At 58.5% G+C, this 16,560-nt stretch carries 15 protein-coding genes; 14 read left to right on the forward strand and 1 reads right to left on the reverse strand.

Annotation, left to right across the window (positions count from 1 at the left end; all coding sequences use genetic code 11):
- Window positions 1-24: 24 nt before the first annotated feature.
- The 9 genes from ACO9S2_RS12725 to ACO9S2_RS12765 all read left to right on the forward strand — a co-directional run bounded on the left by ACO9S2_RS12725 (window position 25) and on the right by ACO9S2_RS12765 (window position 9,570).
- Window positions 25-1,644 (forward strand): hypothetical protein, encoded by a 1,620-nt coding sequence (locus ACO9S2_RS12725; protein WP_423722754.1) that lies wholly within the window; start codon window positions 25-27, stop codon window positions 1,642-1,644.
- Between the two features lie 42 nt (window positions 1,645-1,686).
- Entirely contained in the window at window positions 1,687-2,511 is an 825-nt protein-coding gene (modA, locus tag ACO9S2_RS12730; protein WP_423722755.1) for a molybdate ABC transporter substrate-binding protein, read from the forward strand.
- Window positions 2,508-3,242 (forward strand): hypothetical protein, encoded by a 735-nt coding sequence (locus tag ACO9S2_RS12735; protein WP_423722756.1) that lies wholly within the window; start codon window positions 2,508-2,510, stop codon window positions 3,240-3,242. The genes modA and ACO9S2_RS12735 overlap by 4 nt, the downstream gene beginning before the upstream one ends.
- A 71-nt stretch (window positions 3,243-3,313) precedes the next feature.
- A complete protein-coding gene (locus tag ACO9S2_RS12740; RefSeq protein WP_423722757.1) occupies window positions 3,314-3,619 on the forward strand; it encodes a DUF2325 domain-containing protein in 306 nt (101 codons plus the stop codon).
- Window positions 3,620-3,641: 22 nt separating this feature from the next.
- Window positions 3,642-4,676, forward strand: coding sequence for a sulfate ABC transporter substrate-binding protein (locus ACO9S2_RS12745; protein WP_423722758.1), 1,035 nt, complete (start codon window positions 3,642-3,644; stop codon window positions 4,674-4,676).
- Between the two features lie 115 nt (window positions 4,677-4,791).
- Window positions 4,792-6,393 carry a sensor histidine kinase gene (locus ACO9S2_RS12750; protein ID WP_423722759.1) on the forward strand — a complete coding sequence of 534 codons (1,602 nt, stop codon included), beginning with the start codon at window positions 4,792-4,794 and terminating at the stop codon, window positions 6,391-6,393.
- 25 nt (window positions 6,394-6,418) lie between these two features.
- Window positions 6,419-7,762 (forward strand): sigma-54-dependent transcriptional regulator, encoded by a 1,344-nt coding sequence (locus ACO9S2_RS12755; RefSeq protein WP_423722760.1) that lies wholly within the window; start codon window positions 6,419-6,421, stop codon window positions 7,760-7,762.
- A 168-nt stretch (window positions 7,763-7,930) separates the two neighbouring features.
- Window positions 7,931-8,728: a DUF4412 domain-containing protein gene (locus ACO9S2_RS12760; RefSeq protein ID WP_423722761.1), complete on the forward strand. Its 798-nt coding sequence runs from the start codon at window positions 7,931-7,933 to the stop codon at window positions 8,726-8,728.
- Between the two features lie 8 nt (window positions 8,729-8,736).
- The gene (locus ACO9S2_RS12765) at window positions 8,737-9,570 is read left to right on the forward strand and encodes a D-alanyl-D-alanine carboxypeptidase family protein (RefSeq protein WP_423722762.1); all 834 of its coding nucleotides are present in this window, start codon (window positions 8,737-8,739) and stop codon (window positions 9,568-9,570) included.
- 6 nt (window positions 9,571-9,576) lie between these two features.
- Here ACO9S2_RS12765 and ACO9S2_RS12770 read toward each other — a convergent pair whose 3' ends face one another.
- Window positions 9,577-10,812: a hypothetical protein gene (locus ACO9S2_RS12770; RefSeq protein WP_423722763.1), complete on the reverse strand. Its 1,236-nt coding sequence runs from the start codon at window positions 10,810-10,812 to the stop codon at window positions 9,577-9,579.
- On the opposite strand from ACO9S2_RS12770, the gene ACO9S2_RS12775 reads away from it, so the two are divergent.
- From ACO9S2_RS12775 to ACO9S2_RS12795, 5 genes are all read left to right on the forward strand, one after another.
- The gene (locus ACO9S2_RS12775; protein ID WP_423722764.1) at window positions 10,813-11,805 is read left to right on the forward strand and encodes a hypothetical protein; all 993 of its coding nucleotides are present in this window, start codon (window positions 10,813-10,815) and stop codon (window positions 11,803-11,805) included.
- A 41-nt stretch (window positions 11,806-11,846) separates the two neighbouring features.
- On the forward strand, window positions 11,847-13,037 hold the full coding sequence (locus tag ACO9S2_RS12780) for a HEAT repeat domain-containing protein (RefSeq protein WP_423722765.1): 1,191 nt from the start codon (window positions 11,847-11,849) through the stop codon (window positions 13,035-13,037).
- Between the two features lie 439 nt (window positions 13,038-13,476).
- Window positions 13,477-14,913, forward strand: coding sequence for a hypothetical protein (locus tag ACO9S2_RS12785; protein ID WP_423722766.1), 1,437 nt, complete (start codon window positions 13,477-13,479; stop codon window positions 14,911-14,913).
- A 13-nt stretch (window positions 14,914-14,926) separates the two neighbouring features.
- On the forward strand, window positions 14,927-15,583 hold the full coding sequence (locus ACO9S2_RS12790) for an START domain-containing protein (RefSeq protein WP_423722767.1): 657 nt from the start codon (window positions 14,927-14,929) through the stop codon (window positions 15,581-15,583).
- Between the two features lie 271 nt (window positions 15,584-15,854).
- On the forward strand, window positions 15,855-16,547 hold the full coding sequence (locus tag ACO9S2_RS12795) for an OmpA family protein (protein WP_423722768.1): 693 nt from the start codon (window positions 15,855-15,857) through the stop codon (window positions 16,545-16,547).
- Window positions 16,548-16,560: the final 13 nt, after the last annotated feature.

The raw sequence follows: 16,560 nt of genomic DNA on the forward strand, positions 1-16,560 counted from the left end.
TCGGCAAGACAAAGGGGAGGCGACATGAAATTGCCCGGTGTGTTTCTGCTCATCATGACCGGCTTCGCAGTGCTGACAGGCACCACGCGTGCGCTGGCGGTCGAGGAAGGCCAACTCGTCAAGAAGGACGGCAAGTGGGAGTATTATTCCGGCGAAGACCCGGGATTGAAGTATCTCTATCTCAAGGGACTCATCACGCAAGAGGAGTATGAGAAAGGCCTCAAGCAGATTGAGACCAAAGAACGCGTCTCGCGGCTGAATTTCGGCATCGACGTGAACAATGGCCTCAACATCCGCGTCGGAGAAAAGTTCTTCCTGAAGATTCGGCTGCTCACCCAGGCCCGCTACAGCTACAGTACATACAATAACGCCTGGGGAACGGTCGGTGACTCACGGAATCCGGAAATTCTGGGCGGCCAGGTGGAGTTTCGAGCCGTCAAAAACCAAAGCAACTCGAGCACCTTTACGGTTCCCAGGGCTCGTCTGCAATTCATGGGATATGCCTTCGATCCCGACATACGCTACAACATCTCCCTGGCGATGGATCAGGCGCCATTTAATCAAGAAGGCGGCAACGGCAGAGTCGCCCTCCAGGACGCCTATATCGCGTCCTGGCATATCCCCTGGTTGACAGTTCAGGCCGGACAACAGCGGGTCTGGTTCAATCGCGCCCTCATCAGCTCGATCGCCACGTCAACGTACGCGGATAACCTGATTGTCCAGAGAGCCTTTGCCGCCAATCAAGTCAACAGTCGTGACCTCGGCATCAGCATCCTCAGCGACGAGGATCAATATAAATTCAACTATGCCATCGGCATCTGGAATGGAACCGGACCAAACCTGACCAGGGAAGGCACTGCCGTCAGTCAGTACCTCCCCAATACCCCCACCAACGCCTACAACGGTAATGCGCGAACCTACAACTATGACACCCGCTTTATGACCGGGGAGATGATGTACACGGCCCGGCTCCTGTACAAAATCGCGGGCAATCCCGGCTATGGCCAGGGAGACATTCTCAACTCACGCACACCGCAGGCAGCCATCGCCTTCGGATATGCCTATAACCCGGCACAAAACTACCTGAGTTCCATTCGGTCCGACATTGTTGACCGGGCCTATCGCCAGGCCATCGCCAATAGCTTCAACGGCCGGCTCCTCGCTGGAGGCATCTACGATTTCCAAACCTCTGAAGTCGACTTCATTGCGAAGTATCAAGGGTGGTCCTTCCAAGGCGAAGCGTATTATCGGCACCAGCGGGTCCGGAACAGCGATAGCGGAACCGTTCCGTTTGCACCCAATACCGCCATCGTGCCAGGCCCCCCGGTCGACCTCGGTCAGGCCTGGGGTTGGTACGCGCAGGTGGGAAAGTACATCATCCCCCGCAAGCTGGAGGTTGCGGCCCGATATGGATTCATGGATCCATCAACAAAGCAAGGAAATGACCTGACCCACGAGTTTGGCGCCGCCATCAACTACAGCTTCGACGGCACCTACAACAACCGGCTCGTGATCGATTATTCCAATATCCAAATGTCGAGCGGCGGGCGTGCACCGGACCGCTATCCGTTCGAGGTTCTACCTGGATGGGGAGCGAAGCTCATCGAAAACCGCATCAATGTGCAGTATCAGTTCTACTTCTAAGGCGACGTGAGTCACACCACACATCTCATCATGAGGACTCCCATGAAATACCACACATACCTGTCGAGGATTTTGTTGTCCCTAGGCGTCCTTGCCTCCACGTTGTGGACAGCGCCACCCGTGCATGCACAGCCCGAGACCCTCACCATCGCCGCGGCCAACAGCCTGAAGGATGCCTTCCGGAAAGTCTTACCGCTGTTCGAGGCCCAGCATCCTGAGATCAATGTCCGGGTCATCTATGGCCCGTCGCAAACTCTCCGGAAGCAAATTGAAGAGGGCGCGCCGGTCGATGTCTTCCTGCCATCGCTCTTCGAAGAAATCCACCAGCTCGAAAAGAAGGGCCTCGTCATTCAAGGCAGTAAGCGTGTCTATGCCGGCACCTCACTGGTACTGATCACCGGCACTACCCTTCCAGCCCCGATCGGCTCGATTCAGGACCTGCACACGGTTCCTATCCGGCGCATCGCGATCGGCGATCCGAAAACCTCATCCGTAGGAAAAGTGGCACTTCAATTCATCAAATACAGCAAGCTCGAACCCCAACTGAAAGCCAAGCACGTGTACGGCGAACATTCCCGAGCCGTCCTGGATCTGGTGGCCAAAGGCGAGGCCGAAGTCGGCATCGTCTATCGGACGGATGCCGCTTCGGACGAACACATCCGTATTCTGGATACAGCCCCGGCTGACTCGCATACTCCGATCCGTTACGGAGTCGCCATCGTCTGGACCGCCAAGAATCTTTCAGGATCCGGAGACTTTATCGAGTTTCTGTTGACACCCCAGACTCAAGACCAGCTCAAGGAACATGGATTCGATCAAGCATCACAAGATACCGGCGTGACTCAACAGCAGGAGGTGAAACCATGAACCGCGAAACACATTTAACACCACAGACCCATACGTGGTCATCAAGAGGACTGTTCCTCCTGACTGGGCTGCTCTTCATCACCGGTTGCGCAACGCAGCCCGCCGTGCCACAGAAGACGATTTATGAGTCCGGTTTCAACACGATCCGGGTGGAAGGAGACCCTGATTCATCTGCGAACACACACCCGGCGACGCTCACCGCGACCGAAATCGGCACCCTGCTCCGCAATGTGCGGGTCTGGGAACGGCGAAACGCGATCCACCAATTGTTCAGCGGGCAAGCCGACCGGACCCGTGCGTTCCGGGATGAGGAAATCGTACTGCTGGCGCCGCAGCTCTCGAAAGGGCTGGCACAAGCCACGCCGGCCCAGCGGGTGCGCTTTCAACTGAGTCATGCCACAGACCAGGGGGAAGAAGAAACAACCGCAGGATGGCTCTCCCTTCGCGGCACCATCCTCGTCCTGGCCTTGAGTGAAGTGCACGATCGGCACAGTCCGGGCCCCGACATCGGCAAGTACGACCGGCAGATGCCGAATGTCCCGGAACGATCTGCCGCCTTCGATGCCACCTTTGAGCCGGAAGACTATCTGGCCAAGGTCATTTCAGGCGGACGGCTCTTCGCACCCGATCAGCGTGAAGAACTTCATATTCGCTATCAAGAGGCCCTGGCGACCCTCCCCGTCTATCCGGGTCTGGAGCCTCGCCAGCAGAGAGTCGCGCCACAGCCTTGAGTGGCATGCACCGAGCGGATGGCAGCAGGACTCTCCTGCTGCCATCCATCGAGTTATCCAGGGAGGCAGCCATGACCATTCTCGTTGTCGGCGGTGATTCAGCAGAGACGTTCCGGCACCGTGCCGGTCGCAGACAGGGAAAGGTCCTGCACTGGAGCGGGAGAAAAACACGGGATACAGGAAAGGCGATTCCCAAAGACACGGAAGCCGTGGTGGTCGTGCTGGATCGGATCAGCCACGCCCTGGCAAGAAAAGTCAGGACCGAGGCCACACGCCGCGGCCTTCCCGTCTTTTTCCAAAAGCGGGGCCGTCAGATCCGCGACAACGAAGGCCATCCTACAGACCTGACGCAATTATTTACTGTGCCCAAGCCATAGAGACCGAAGGAGCACTGGCACCATGCGACGCACAATAGTCCACCTACTCACGGCAGCATCCTTGTTCATCTCCAGTCAGGCGGTTCCCGCCGTTGCAGAGACACGCGAACTGCTGCTCGCCGCCTACAGCGTTCCGAAAGAAGCCTACGAGAAGCGGATCATTCCCGCGTTCGAACAACAGTGGAAACAGAAAACCGGCGAAACCATTCGCATCCACACATCATTCGCTGCATCCGGAGCCCAAGCACGGGCCATCATCGGAGGGCTCGAGGCGGATGTCGCGGCCCTGTCGCTGGAAAGCGACCTGCAACAATTAGTGAAAGGAAACCTCGTCACGCACGATTGGAAACAAGGGCCCCGGAAGGGCGTGGTGACCACATCAGTCGTCGCGCTGGGCGTGCGCAAGGGCAACCCCAAAGGCATCAAGAACTGGGAGGATCTCGCCAAACCCGGCGTCGAAGTCCTTTATCCGAGTCCGAAGACCTCAGGCGGAGCCATGTGGGACGTCATCGCCATCTACGGAGCGGGACTGAAGCTTGGTAAGCAGCGCGGGCTCCCGGACTCCGCAGCGGAGCAGTATGCCAGCGATCTACTGAAACGCATACAACGCAACGTAAAAGTGATGGACAAGAGCGGCCGCGAGTCGGTCACGACGTTCGAGCGGGGCGTGGGAGACGTGATCGTCACCTACGAAAATGAGCTGGCGCCCCGAATCACACAGGGGCGACCCTATGAACTCATCATTCCCGCCGAAACCGTGCTGATCGAAAACCCGATCGCCGTCGTCGACCGGAATGCCGACCGGCACCGGGTGCGGGATCTCGCCGAAGCGTTCGTCTCCTATCTCTACGGCGACGACGCCCAACGCGCCTTCGCGGAATTCGCCTTTCGTCCGACCAACGAGTCCACGGCCAAATCCTTTGCCACAACATTCGTGCAGCCGCCGGCCCTCTTCACCATCGCCGAATTGGGAGGATGGGACAAGGTGTTCAGCACGTTGTTCGGCCAGGAAGGCAGCTGGACCAAAGCCGTCGAAGAATTGGCGCGGGCTCACTGAGGTGCATCCAACACGCCCCAGGGACCAGTTCCCCTCAGTTTGATGCCAAGCCGAAGGAGAAACATCCCCCGCGCAGAACCCTGGTGCGCACTCTTTCGCTGTGCTACCTTAGCCCATGCCTCAGACACCCGTCGGTTGGATCGCCCGTCTCTCGATAGGCAAAAAACTCGCCGTTGCCTTCGGCCTGATCCTGCTGCTGCTCGTCGGCAGCTTCTCCGCCACACTCGTCTATCTGTCCCGCGTCAATAGCTACGTCGATCGGCACCAGCGCATTACCATCCCCGGCGTCGTGACGGCCTCGGAGATGCTCCGCAATATCAGTGACATCGAAACGCTGATGCACCATGTCCGGGACCATCACACCGGCGCAGACCGTGCCGCCGGCTTTGCCGCAATCAACGGCCTTGAGCGCCGCACCCTTGCCGCGCTCGACACCTATCAAGCCACCCACGCCGCCCGCACCCACCCGATTCTCTATGGCATGTTGGAACAGCACGGCCGGATCGATCTGGCCGAGCAGGAAGATCTGGCCATCGTCGCCATCGCCGATGGGCTGACCTCATTGCGCGCGCAACGGGAGGATCTGGCAGCCTCACTCGCCAAACACCGCCCGGATCCCGCCGCCACGGAATCCACGTACGAACAAGCGGCGACCCGCACCAAAGAAGCCCTGGCCTCCTTGATCGAAGTCCATCGGAAGATCGACGTGGAAATGAAGATCGAGGGGGACCGCCTGGTCGATCAAGCCCGCACGATGGTGATGGGGATTCTGAGCGTCCTTGCCCTGCTGATCGTCTCGGTCTATTGGATGATGAAACGGCACGTGGCCAACCCGCTCACGCGCCTGGCGGCCACCGCCGACCGTGTGGCCCACCATGACCTCGCGGCGCAATTCGAGCCCTGGCCCAGCCGCGACGAAGTCGGGGCCCTCGCCGGCTCGCTGACCACCATGTTGACAAGCCTGCGGGACCACGGCACCGCGCTGATCCGCAAGACCAAAGAACTGGAAGCCTTCACCTATTCCATCGCACACGATCTGAAAGGCCCCCTGCGCGAGATCGAAGGCTTTTCATCCCTCCTGGAAAAGCAGTTCGCCGAATCGAATGACCCGCAGTTGATCCATCACATCGGCGTCATCCGCTCCTCCGCCTTGCGCCTCACCCACATGATCGACGCCCTCTTGAAGTATTCCCGACTGGAGCAGCAGGAATTGCCCTGCATCCGCTTCAACGTGATGGAGATGGTCACGGGTCTGTTAGTCGACCGGCAGCATCAGCTCTCGGGCGCAAAACCGAAGATCACGGTGAGTCTGCCTTTTTCTGATTTGTATGGCGAACCGGTCAGCGTCCGGCAGGCCATTACCAACCTGCTCGACAACGCGCTCAAGTTTTCCGCCCGCACCCCCACACCGGCCGTGACGATCGGAGGACAGCAGACACCGACTGAACGGATCTTCTGGATTCGCGATAACGGCATCGGTTTCGACGCCCACCAGGCCGACAAGCTGTTCGGGCTCTTCGAACGCCTTCACAGCCCCGGTGAGTACGAAGGCACCGGCGTCGGCCTCGCGATCGTCAAACTGGTGATGGACAAGCACGGCGGAAGAGTCTGGGCTGAATCCACGCCCGGCCAGGGCAGCACGTTTTATCTCGCGTTTCCGGACAGCCAGGAGACGCTCAGCCGTCAGCGTTCCGCTTCGGAGACGAGACCACGCTGATTGCTGAAAGCTCAAAACACAGAGTATGCGCACACTTATTATCGACGACGAATCCTATGTCCGCCTGGTCCTGGAGCAGGCCCTGCGCGAAGAGGGATGCCAGGTCACCGCCGTGACACAAGGGCAGACCGGCATCGAGGCGTTGCAAGCGGCTCCGTATGATTGTGTGATTACGGACCTGCGGATGCCCGGCATGGATGGCCGCGCCGTGCTGAAATGGATTGTCGCACATCAGCCCGATGTCGATGTGCTCATGCTCACCGGGCATGGCGACGTGAAAGACGCCGTCGATGCCATCAAACAGGGCGCCTGGGATTTTCTCGTGAAAGACACGCCGTTCGATGCCGGCGTGGTGAAAGCGGCGCTGACCAAGCTCAAGACCGTCCGTGCGCTCCGGAAAGAAAACCTGGCGGCCCGGCATGGAGGCTTCACACGCGACGTGATTGTGGAAGGTCCGAGTCAGGCCTGGCGCACACTCAAGGCCCAGATCACGCAAGTGGCTCCCTCCAACGCGCCGGTCCTCATTCAGGGGGAAACCGGGGCGGGCAAGGAAGTGGCGGCACGTCTGCTCCACGATCTGAGCCGCCGGGCAGCCGGGCCGTTCCTTGCCATCAACTGCGGATCCGTCAGCCGGGAACTGCTCGAAAGCGAACTCTTCGGCCATGAAAAAGGCTCGTTTACCGGTGCCAGCGCCGCCAGGACCGGCCTCATCGCGGCCGCCGAAGGAGGCACGCTCTTTCTGGATGAACTGGGCGAGATGCCGGGACCGATGCAGGTGAGCCTCTTGCGGTTTCTCGACCGCAATGAGTACCGCCCCGTCGGCAGCACCCGCACCCTGCACGCGGACGTGCGCATCGTCGGCGCCACCAATCAGGACATTCAGGAACTTGTCCATCAAGGCCGTTTCCGGGACGACCTCCTGTACCGCATCAACACCATAACCCTGCGCGTCCCGCCTCTTCGTGAGCGGAAAGAGGACATCCCCGCACTAGTCGAGCACATCCTCCGCACGCGGCCTGTTCCCGGCGCAGCCGGGCGAACTCTGTCCTCGGAAGCCCTCCAACAACTGACCGCCTACCGCTGGCCAGGCAATGTGCGGGAATTGCGGAACGTGATCGAGCGAATCGTCTTGATGACCCCCGGCACAGACCCGATCAGCCGGGATGACGTGGCGCAAGTCCTCCCGCCGTCAACGGGCACACAGCGGGCCGAAGACCTGTCGGGTCTTTCGCTTGATGAGATCGAACGGCGCCACATCCAACGGGTGCTCGATGCCTGCGACGGCAATAAGACCCAGGCCGCGAAGACATTGGACATCGACTACAAAACACTGCTGACCAAGCTCAAGAAATTCGGAGTCCCCTCCTAGCCTCATCGTTCCGCCTCGACTGAGCATACCCCCTCCGTAGCACTTTACTTCTCATGAGGCAACGGACTACGCTTTCAACATGGCATCCTGTTGCAACTCTTGGCAGTCTTACGGGATGTCAATTGTTCCAAACACGAGAACCCATTTCACAACATGAAGGAGTCTGCCATGACACGACGATTGTGCGCAGTGATCGTGCTCGCCGGCATGTTCGTTTCCACCCCACTCTGGGCGGCTCAACTCAGCCGGCCACAGGCGGAATATTCCGCTGACTCGGTGATGCAAACTGAGGACGGGACGATCGAACAGCATGTCTTCGTCACCCCTACCAAGGAACGCCAGGAACTGCTGACCGGGAGCGGCGACGGAGTGGTCATGATCTTCCGGTACGATACCAAAGTGATGTGGCAACTGATGCCATCCGAACACATGTACATGGAGCATTCCATGGAGAAGGCTGCAGCTCAAAACAAGGGTAAAGACATCTCGAAATGGGATTTCGAGGAGACCGTGGTTGGAGAGGAAACACTGGACGGGGTTAAGGTAACCAAATACAAGACGATCGCCACCAGCACGGACGGGAAAAAATATGGCGGATTCTCCTGGCGAACGAAGGACGGAATTGCCGTCAAACAAGATCTGCTCTACAAGGAGGGCAACGAGAAGAGGCGGATGACGACGGAGCTGAAGAACCTGAAGGTCGGCAAACAGGATCCGAAGTTGTTCGAGGTGCCGGAAGGATTCACGAAATTCGACATGGCCGGAATGATGGGCGGCATGATGGGTCGGGAAGGCATGGGTATGCCCCCGGCAGAACAACCCAGCTCAAGAAATAGACCCACGGTGCAGCAGCCGGCCGTTACGGTACCGCAAGATGATCTTCCCACGGCCCCGGAGACGCCTGCCGACGATCGTTCCGATATGCAGAAGGCCGGCGACATGATGAAGAAACTGTTCGGGCGATAGGGACCAGCATGCATGCAGTCTGGCGCGGGGTGTCACTCGCCATCAGCCTGACCATGACGGTCGCGCTGTGCGTCGGGGACGTCCATGCCGGAGACATTCCGGCCAGACCGTCCATTCACGCCGCCGCGCTGTACCTGGTCGATCTCAAATCGGGCCGTGTCCTGCTGGAACAAAACGCGGCCCGTAGGCTTCCCCCTGCCAGTCTGACGAAAATCATGACGGCGCTCGTCGCGCTGGAAGCAACCTCTCCGCAACAAGTCGTGCAAGTCGATCGACGGGCGCTCGTTCATCGATCCTCGCTCAAATTACATCATGGCGAGCAATTCCTATTGCGCGACCTGCTCACAGCCATGCTGGTGACGAGCGCAAACGATGCCTGCGAGGTCATCGCCTGGCATGTCGGCGGCGGTCCCGGCCGGTTCGTCTCGATGATGAATGAGCGGGCCCGCGTGTTGGGATTGGAGAATACACATTTCACCAACGCCTGCGGATTCGACGCGCCGGACCACTATTCGACGGCGACCGATCTGGCCAAACTCACTGAGCATGCCCTGGGCGTGCCCGCAATCTCCATGATGGTTCGGACCGTCACGCGAGACATCGCGACCGTGGACGGCACAAGACAGATTTCACTCCATACCACCAACGAGTTGCTGCTCGATCCGGACGTCACCGGTGTAAAAACCGGTTACACAAGCAACGCCGGACGCTGTCTCATCGCCAGCATGTTCAAAGACGGGCACCGCTTGTTGCTGGTGGGATTGAACGTGATGGATCGGTGGGAACAGGCACCGAAACTGTTGCGGTACGGACAAACGATGTTGCTGGGTGTGAGCGAGTAGCGTGTCTTATTGCCGCCCGACCTGGTGCAGATAGACGTCACGAAGATTTTTCTGCGCAAGGGCATAGTCGGGATTCAGCTGGGCGGCGATGCGGAATTCTTCGATGGCTCGGTCCCAGTCGTCCCGGAGCAAGTAGCCATGGCCAAGGTTGTTATGCGGCCTCGCCTTCTGCGGCGATTTCTCCACCGAATCGGACCAGAGTAAGACCGGATCGCGATAGAGGGCGTTTCGTTCGACTGTCGAAACACAGAGCCCCAAGACTACGGCGCACCCTATGGCTCCGGCTCCGACCTCAACGAACCTGGGTCTTTCCAACACTGTGTCAAGCCAATGTGCCAGGCGTGAGGCAAAGACGACGGCCGCAAGCAGTATGCCGATCGAAGCCAGGTAAAGATTGCGCTCGCTCAGTAAGTCATTGCGCGGAATAACGGTTGTAGGGAGGATCTGGAGAACAAACCACCCTATGCCGAATGAAAGGAGCGGGAGACGTCGAATCGAGATGGACGCAGCGACGGTCAATCCGCACCACACCAACAGATCAAGAGGCAGAGGCCACTCGAACAACGAGTGCAGCAAGGGGAGATCGTGGTCGAAATTCTGCTTCCAGGGGCACATGAACAACAGCAGGGCGTAACTGGCGGCGTGGAGTTCGCTCAGGAGGTTGTCCCAAATGGGGCGCAGGGTGAAGCTGAAGTGTGCCAGATCAGCATAACGCGGATGCTGCCAGGCCAGAACGCAGGCAGCAAGAACGCCGAGCCAGAATGGCGTGTGATCGGATATAATCGCCGCGCGCAGGGGAGCTCCCCGAAGCCGGCGTATGACGACATCCCATAGCAGCAAGGCCAGCGGAAACGTGACGGCCGGTTCCTTCGAGGCCACGGACAGCATGAAACAGATGAGCGCGCCAGCCCGATACAGACGGCGGATCGCGCGACCACTTGTGTCTTCCGATGCTTTGAGGTAGAGGGAAAGCGCCGCCAGATACCAAAAGGCCATGAGACCGGACGCGCGCCCTGAAATATAAGTAATGGTTTCGGTTTGGATCGGATGGATGAGGAACAGCAGCGCCGTCCAGAATGGAATGTGCCTCATTTCTTCCGTCACGGCACGAGTAAGAATCCGGTAGACGAGGAGTCCGGAGCCGAGGTGCAGTAGCAGATTCAGCAGATGATAGCCGCTTGCGCTGGTCCCATAGAGCGACCGGTCGAGAAGGAGCGTGGCGTACAACAGTGGCCTGACCATGTGATCGAGATGAGCGATAAACCTTTCCCAACGCTCGAGGTGCGGATTCTCAAAGATCGTGGAAATGTCGTCGAATTGAAAGTCGCCGGAGAAAGCGTTTGCATACACCAGGCAGGTGATGAGCCCGACGATACCAAGCAGTTTGCCATTCAGAAGAGTCGCAACACTCACGGTGGGAGCAAGATTACTCTTTTGCAGCGTCCGAGTACACAGAGAGAGGAGACGCCAATGTCATTAACACGCGACAGCATGTGGGGTGCTCCCGCATTATTCACAGGCCTATGGCCTAGGTTACGATGCCGAATGAGGTTCCAGTTCTTCGTCATCAGTCTCCTGAGTCTCACGTTCCTTCTGACCCTGCTCAACGATCCGGCTCGCGCGGCCGGTCCCTGTACGTGCAAGGATCTGGACAAGATGACAGAGAATCTTGACAGAGCCGCCACCTCCGAAGAGGCCTGGAAAGAGATCTTCGCTTGGGCCCGAGAGCTGTATCAGGACGTGGATTTGCCAAAATCGAATGACGATCTGAACCAAAAGTTTGTCCAATTGAAAAATACCCCTAAGTCTCAATGGCGGGATGTCATCAAGGAAGGGCCCGCAAAAGAAAAGAAGGCGTTGAAGAAAGTCGCCGGGCTGAACGAGAAAGGAGAACCGGTCGTAGACGACGATTTTCAGAAGAACAACTGCGATGACGTCATTGAGGCCGAGAAAGAACACGAGCGAAAACATAAGGAGTTTTATCTCGGCTTTCCCCAAATCTTTGATGTCGTCATGAGCTCACGATTGCTCAGACTGCGGGCTGAATCAGAGGTCGAATCCTATCGAGCGCAGAAGAGTTTCTTGGAGAAGAAAATTGCTGAGTTGAAGCTGAAATGTCAGACCCTCGACAAGAGCCGCAGACTGCTTTTGCAGGGAGAGGCTGCTCAACGGGAGCGGCTCAATCAGGCAGAAATCAGAATCCGCATGCTCGGGGGAGTACAAACCGGAAAATGATACGGCACTTCGAATCCAGGCACGTTTCGGGAGGACACACCATGAAGAATTCGTGGGGATCCATGGCGGCACTGGGTGCCGCGCTCATTCTAGCAGGTATCGAGTTCATACCCCTACCGGCTCAGGCGGCCACTCCGGCCCCGTCCCCTAAAGATGAGACCGTCAGAAAATACGTCGACGGCTGCCAGAGCAAGCCGGAAAAAGAAGCCGACTGCGAGAAACTCAGAAAAGCCGCCGTCGAAATCTTAAAAGAGGACTTGCTGACTCTGGGATCGTCGGCGAATCGCAGCTTCCTGCTCAGCATTCTGCCGGTCTTCAAAATTGAGGAGGCCGAGTTGCGGATTGCCGCGGCAGACGCAATCGGCATGATCGGTCCACAGGACAGCGATACAGATCTGCTCGCTCCGGTCGCCAACGATCCGGTTCCGGACGTCAGGCGGGCCGTCTCGCAAATGATTTCTCATGGGAAGGGAAGCGCCATCACCTTGCTGGGACAGCGCACCCTGTCGATGCGAGCGGGGCTCACGCCGGATACGCCGGCGGACCCGGCGAAATACTCCATGCCGGTCGCTCCGGAGAGCACCTATCTGTATTACGCCAGCGCGGCGGCTTCCGGTCGTCTCTCCTATATAAGCAAAGGCATGGACGGGACGATGGCGTTCTTCCAGGGAAAGGCCAAGAAGGGACCGTTCAAACTGGAGGAGTTCCAGGAGAAGTACCGCTACCAGTTACAAGACGAAGATCAGGCCCGCGAGCAGGCCCGAGAAGAACAATCGAAGCAATTGGAGAAGGTCAAGCCCGATCCCACGAACACGAAATCGTTCATGGAGTATATGGAAAAGATTCAATCCGTACAGGCCGACCGGAGCACGATGACGCTCCTCGACTCGTATGACCCAAAACTCTTCGGAGCGCCAACCGTCTACATCCTGGAAGAACGGCAGATCGGCCAGCGCAGCTACCCGACCCGGTACGTTGTGCTCTATCAAGACCAGGCACTCAACCGACCCGGCTATCGCTTCTCATGGATGACGGTGCCCGACGACGCCATCAAGACTGCGCAAGCTGTTTCCCTCGTAACAGAAAAACAGGAGATGGCCCGTAAGAAGGAAGACGAGGCCCTGAGAAAGCGCGCAGAGGAGTTGCAGGGTCTGGAGAAGAAAAAAGACGAGCAGGAGAAAAAGAAGTTTAAGAAAGGCCAGGCGGATCTCGAAAAAGAGCTGGGCTTCTAGCTTTTCGATACCCGCTCTATCTATAAGACTGCCCGTGATGAGGCAGAGCTGGCGCTCAGGCTGACGGTTCGATCCCCTGTTCCTTACGGGCCACAGCCAGACTACGACCTGCCCGTCATAACACCATCTGCACCACTTCAGAACAGTCGGCTGTCCTGAAGTGGTGCAGATGTATGCCCACATTTTTCGAGATGGCAGCGCGTCCTCGACGCCTGCAACGACGACAAGACCCAGACCGCCAAGACGCTCGACATCGACGACAAGACATTGCTCGCGAAACTGAAGACATATGGGATCGCCACAGACCACCGGGAGTGACACGACGAGATTGCGTGTCGTGGGATTTGGGGCGCGGCCCTATGACCATCTGGTCTTCTGAAAGCGGCTATGTCGGATGGGATAGAGGCTGCGCAGGGCCATACCGACTGAGGGGGAAATCATGAATCAAGTCCGAGGCGAGACACACCGAGTGGCGGGGCAAGTGATATGGCATGAATGGCTGGCGCTGGCTGTGCTGGTCGGGGTCGTCGTGGGTCTGGTCGGGGCCCTGGGATGGGAAAGCACCCAATCTGCTCCATCGACCCCTCAACGCCACCTTCTTGCCGTCTCGCACTGGTTCGATCCGATTTTCTTCCAGTACAACCTGGTGTTGCTCGCGGTCACAGTATTGGTCGTGCCTTTCGTCGCGCTCTCCTATGTGCACACCATGATGCGCCGTAAGGAGCGTCGCTTGCACCGCGAGCTCCCGGAGCACCGTCGCGGCGAGATTGGCGAACGACTGAGGAGCCGCATTGCTTTCAGTTCCTATCTGGGAAGTGTCAGTCTGACCATGCTGATCGTGCTACTCGGCGCGGCGATCATTCTGCTCTTTAAGCCCGTGCCTTCACCAGATCAACGCGGCGTGGATTTCAGTCTTGGGGCAAACTTCCTGATGGTGGGCCCGTTTATCGACCTGCTCCAGACCGAGCCGCACGCATACTATGTCCATCTGATGCGCAGTCTGACCGCGTTCCAGTTCGGCTTTCTCGGTGCCTATATCTACTTCATCGGAATGCTTGTTCGTGCGTACTTCACGCTCGATCTCACACCTCAAACATTCGTGGATGGGTCGTTCAGAATGATCAGCTCGAGCGTGTTGGCGCTCATCATCTCCTTTGTCCCGTGGATTCATGGAACCGTGGACATTTCATCGACATCTGCGTCGACCGCGGCTATTCAGTCCGCTCGCCTAGCCGATAGTCAATTGGCCGTATCTGACAGAGCCACTCCGGCGACGACAAGTCAAGATAAACCCTCAGAAAATGCCTCCTCATCGGAGCCGGAACGCTCCGAGAGCGGCAATCAGCCTCCCACGCAAGCCACATGGAGCGTGAGTCTGCTACCCATTGTAAGTTTCGTCTTCGGATTTTTCCCGAAGTGGGCCATGTTGGGGCTTCAGTACACAACGTTGAAGGTATTGCGGAGATTTATCCCCGAGCAAAACACCACGGACCAGTACCGTGCATTGCCGCTTTCCCTGCTGGCAGGGATGAGCTATATGCACGAGGCGAGGCTGGAGCGGGAGGGTTTTGACAACATCGAGAACTTCAGCACAGCAGATCCGGTGAGCCTCGCCGTGTCCACCGGTTTTACCTACCCTCAGTTGGCGCAATGGATCAGCATAGCCTGGCTCGTCACGCACCTGCGGGAGGATTACCCGAAGTTTGTCCAGCACACGGGTATCACCAGCCGCGACGAACTGGTGCTCTTTCTGACCCGCTGGGACGGCTCCCTCGCACATGCGGTCGATCAGCTGACCAAGGATGCGTCGTCCAGCCAGGCGATGAAAGTGAAGCTGACAGTGCTCGGAACGCTGCTCTGTCCGGCGAAGCAATGAGGGAGCCCCTCTGATGTTGCGCCCTCTGCTGAACGTGTTTCTGGCAGCCGTGGTCCTCTTCTCCCTGCCGGCACTGGCCTACCCCGGATCCGTATCGGCATCGGAAGATGCGGGATGGGAACTCGTTGCCGACGACGACGGCATCGAAGTGTTTGCCCGTTCGCTGGCCGATTCGCCCGTCCGGGAAGTGCGTGCCATCACGGAGATCCCGGCGAGGCCCGACCGGGTGTTCGCAGTGTTGCTCGACTCGGACCGTTTCATCGAATTCATGCCCTACATCGTCGAAGTCCGGACGGTCGAGCGGGACAGCCCATCGATCTGGTATCTCTACCAGCGCATTTCGCCGCCGCTGGTGAGCGACCGCGACTACACGCTGCGGCATCAGAGTGTAGAAGAGCCGCAGCACGGCCGGTATGAACTCCGATGGGAAGCCGCGAACGAACGCGGTCCGAAGGTGCGCAACGGGGTCGTTCGCGTCGAGATCTGTACGGGCGCGTACGTTGTAGAGAGCATTGCTGAAGGCGCACGCACCCGGCTCACCTACCAGCTCCACACCGACCCCGGCGGAATGCTGCCGAAATGGCTTGCCGACCGGGCCAATATCGAAAGTGTGCCGGCGTTGCTACGAGCGGTGAGACGCCGCGCGATGGATCCGAACTACCACCGTTAGCGACCTGTTATCTACCGGCAGCGAGAACACCGGGCCGCGGCGCCCCCGTGTATGCCGATCAGATGCCGGATAGGTGCTCGAACTCGCCCCGCTGCTCAAACGGCTCGACAGAGAAATCCCCGGGACACTGGCCCGAAAACGCCCAACCTCAAAGAACGCGATTTCTTGGCCTCCGGTCGAGAGAATCGTATACTCTCCCCTATTGATTGTTTTACTGCGCAAGGGCTCGATCCTGCGCGTCTTATGTCTGACTGCTTAGAGGAGGTACTACATGAATCGTGCTTGTCGTCACAGCATCCTCGTCCTGTGCGGGCTGGCATTCCTGAGCGGCTGCGCCGACGATCCATACCAGAAGACGAAGATCGGCGCCGCCTTGGGAGGCTTAATCGGTGCGGGAACCGGAGCGGCCATCGACAGCAAGAACCGGGGGCGAGGGGCCGCGATCGGCGCAGCCGTCGGCGTCCTGGCAGGAGGGGGAGTCGGGCTCTACATGGACAAGCAGAAAAAAGCCATCGAGGAACAGCTCTCGAAGGAACTCGCCAACCATGATGTGGAGTTGAGAAAACTTCCGGACAACTCGATTGAAGTCGACCTGAAGAGCGAAGCCTCGTTTGCCAGCGGCAACTCCGACGTGAAGCCGTCGTTCAGCAATGCACTGGCCAAACTGGGCGGAGTCGTGAAGCAATACGACAGCACCATGGTCCACGTCATCGGACATACCGACTCCCAGGGCAGCGACAGCTTCAACCAGCAACTCTCCGAGCGTCGCGCCACCGCCGTGGCCAACTCATTAACGAGTGCCGGCGTCGATCCAAGCAGAGTCCGCAGCGAAGGGCGCGGCGAAGCGCAACCGGAAGCGAGCAATGTCACGGCGGAAGGACGCAGCCAGAACCGCCGCGTCGAAATTTATCTCAAGCCGGTTGTGGAAGGCAAAGAACAGGAAGCCCTTCAGACGCCGAAGTAACCGGTGAGGCCAG

The organism is Nitrospira sp. NS4 (genome assembly GCF_049546785.1).
Lineage (GTDB): Bacteria > Nitrospirota > Nitrospiria > Nitrospirales > Nitrospiraceae > Nitrospira_D.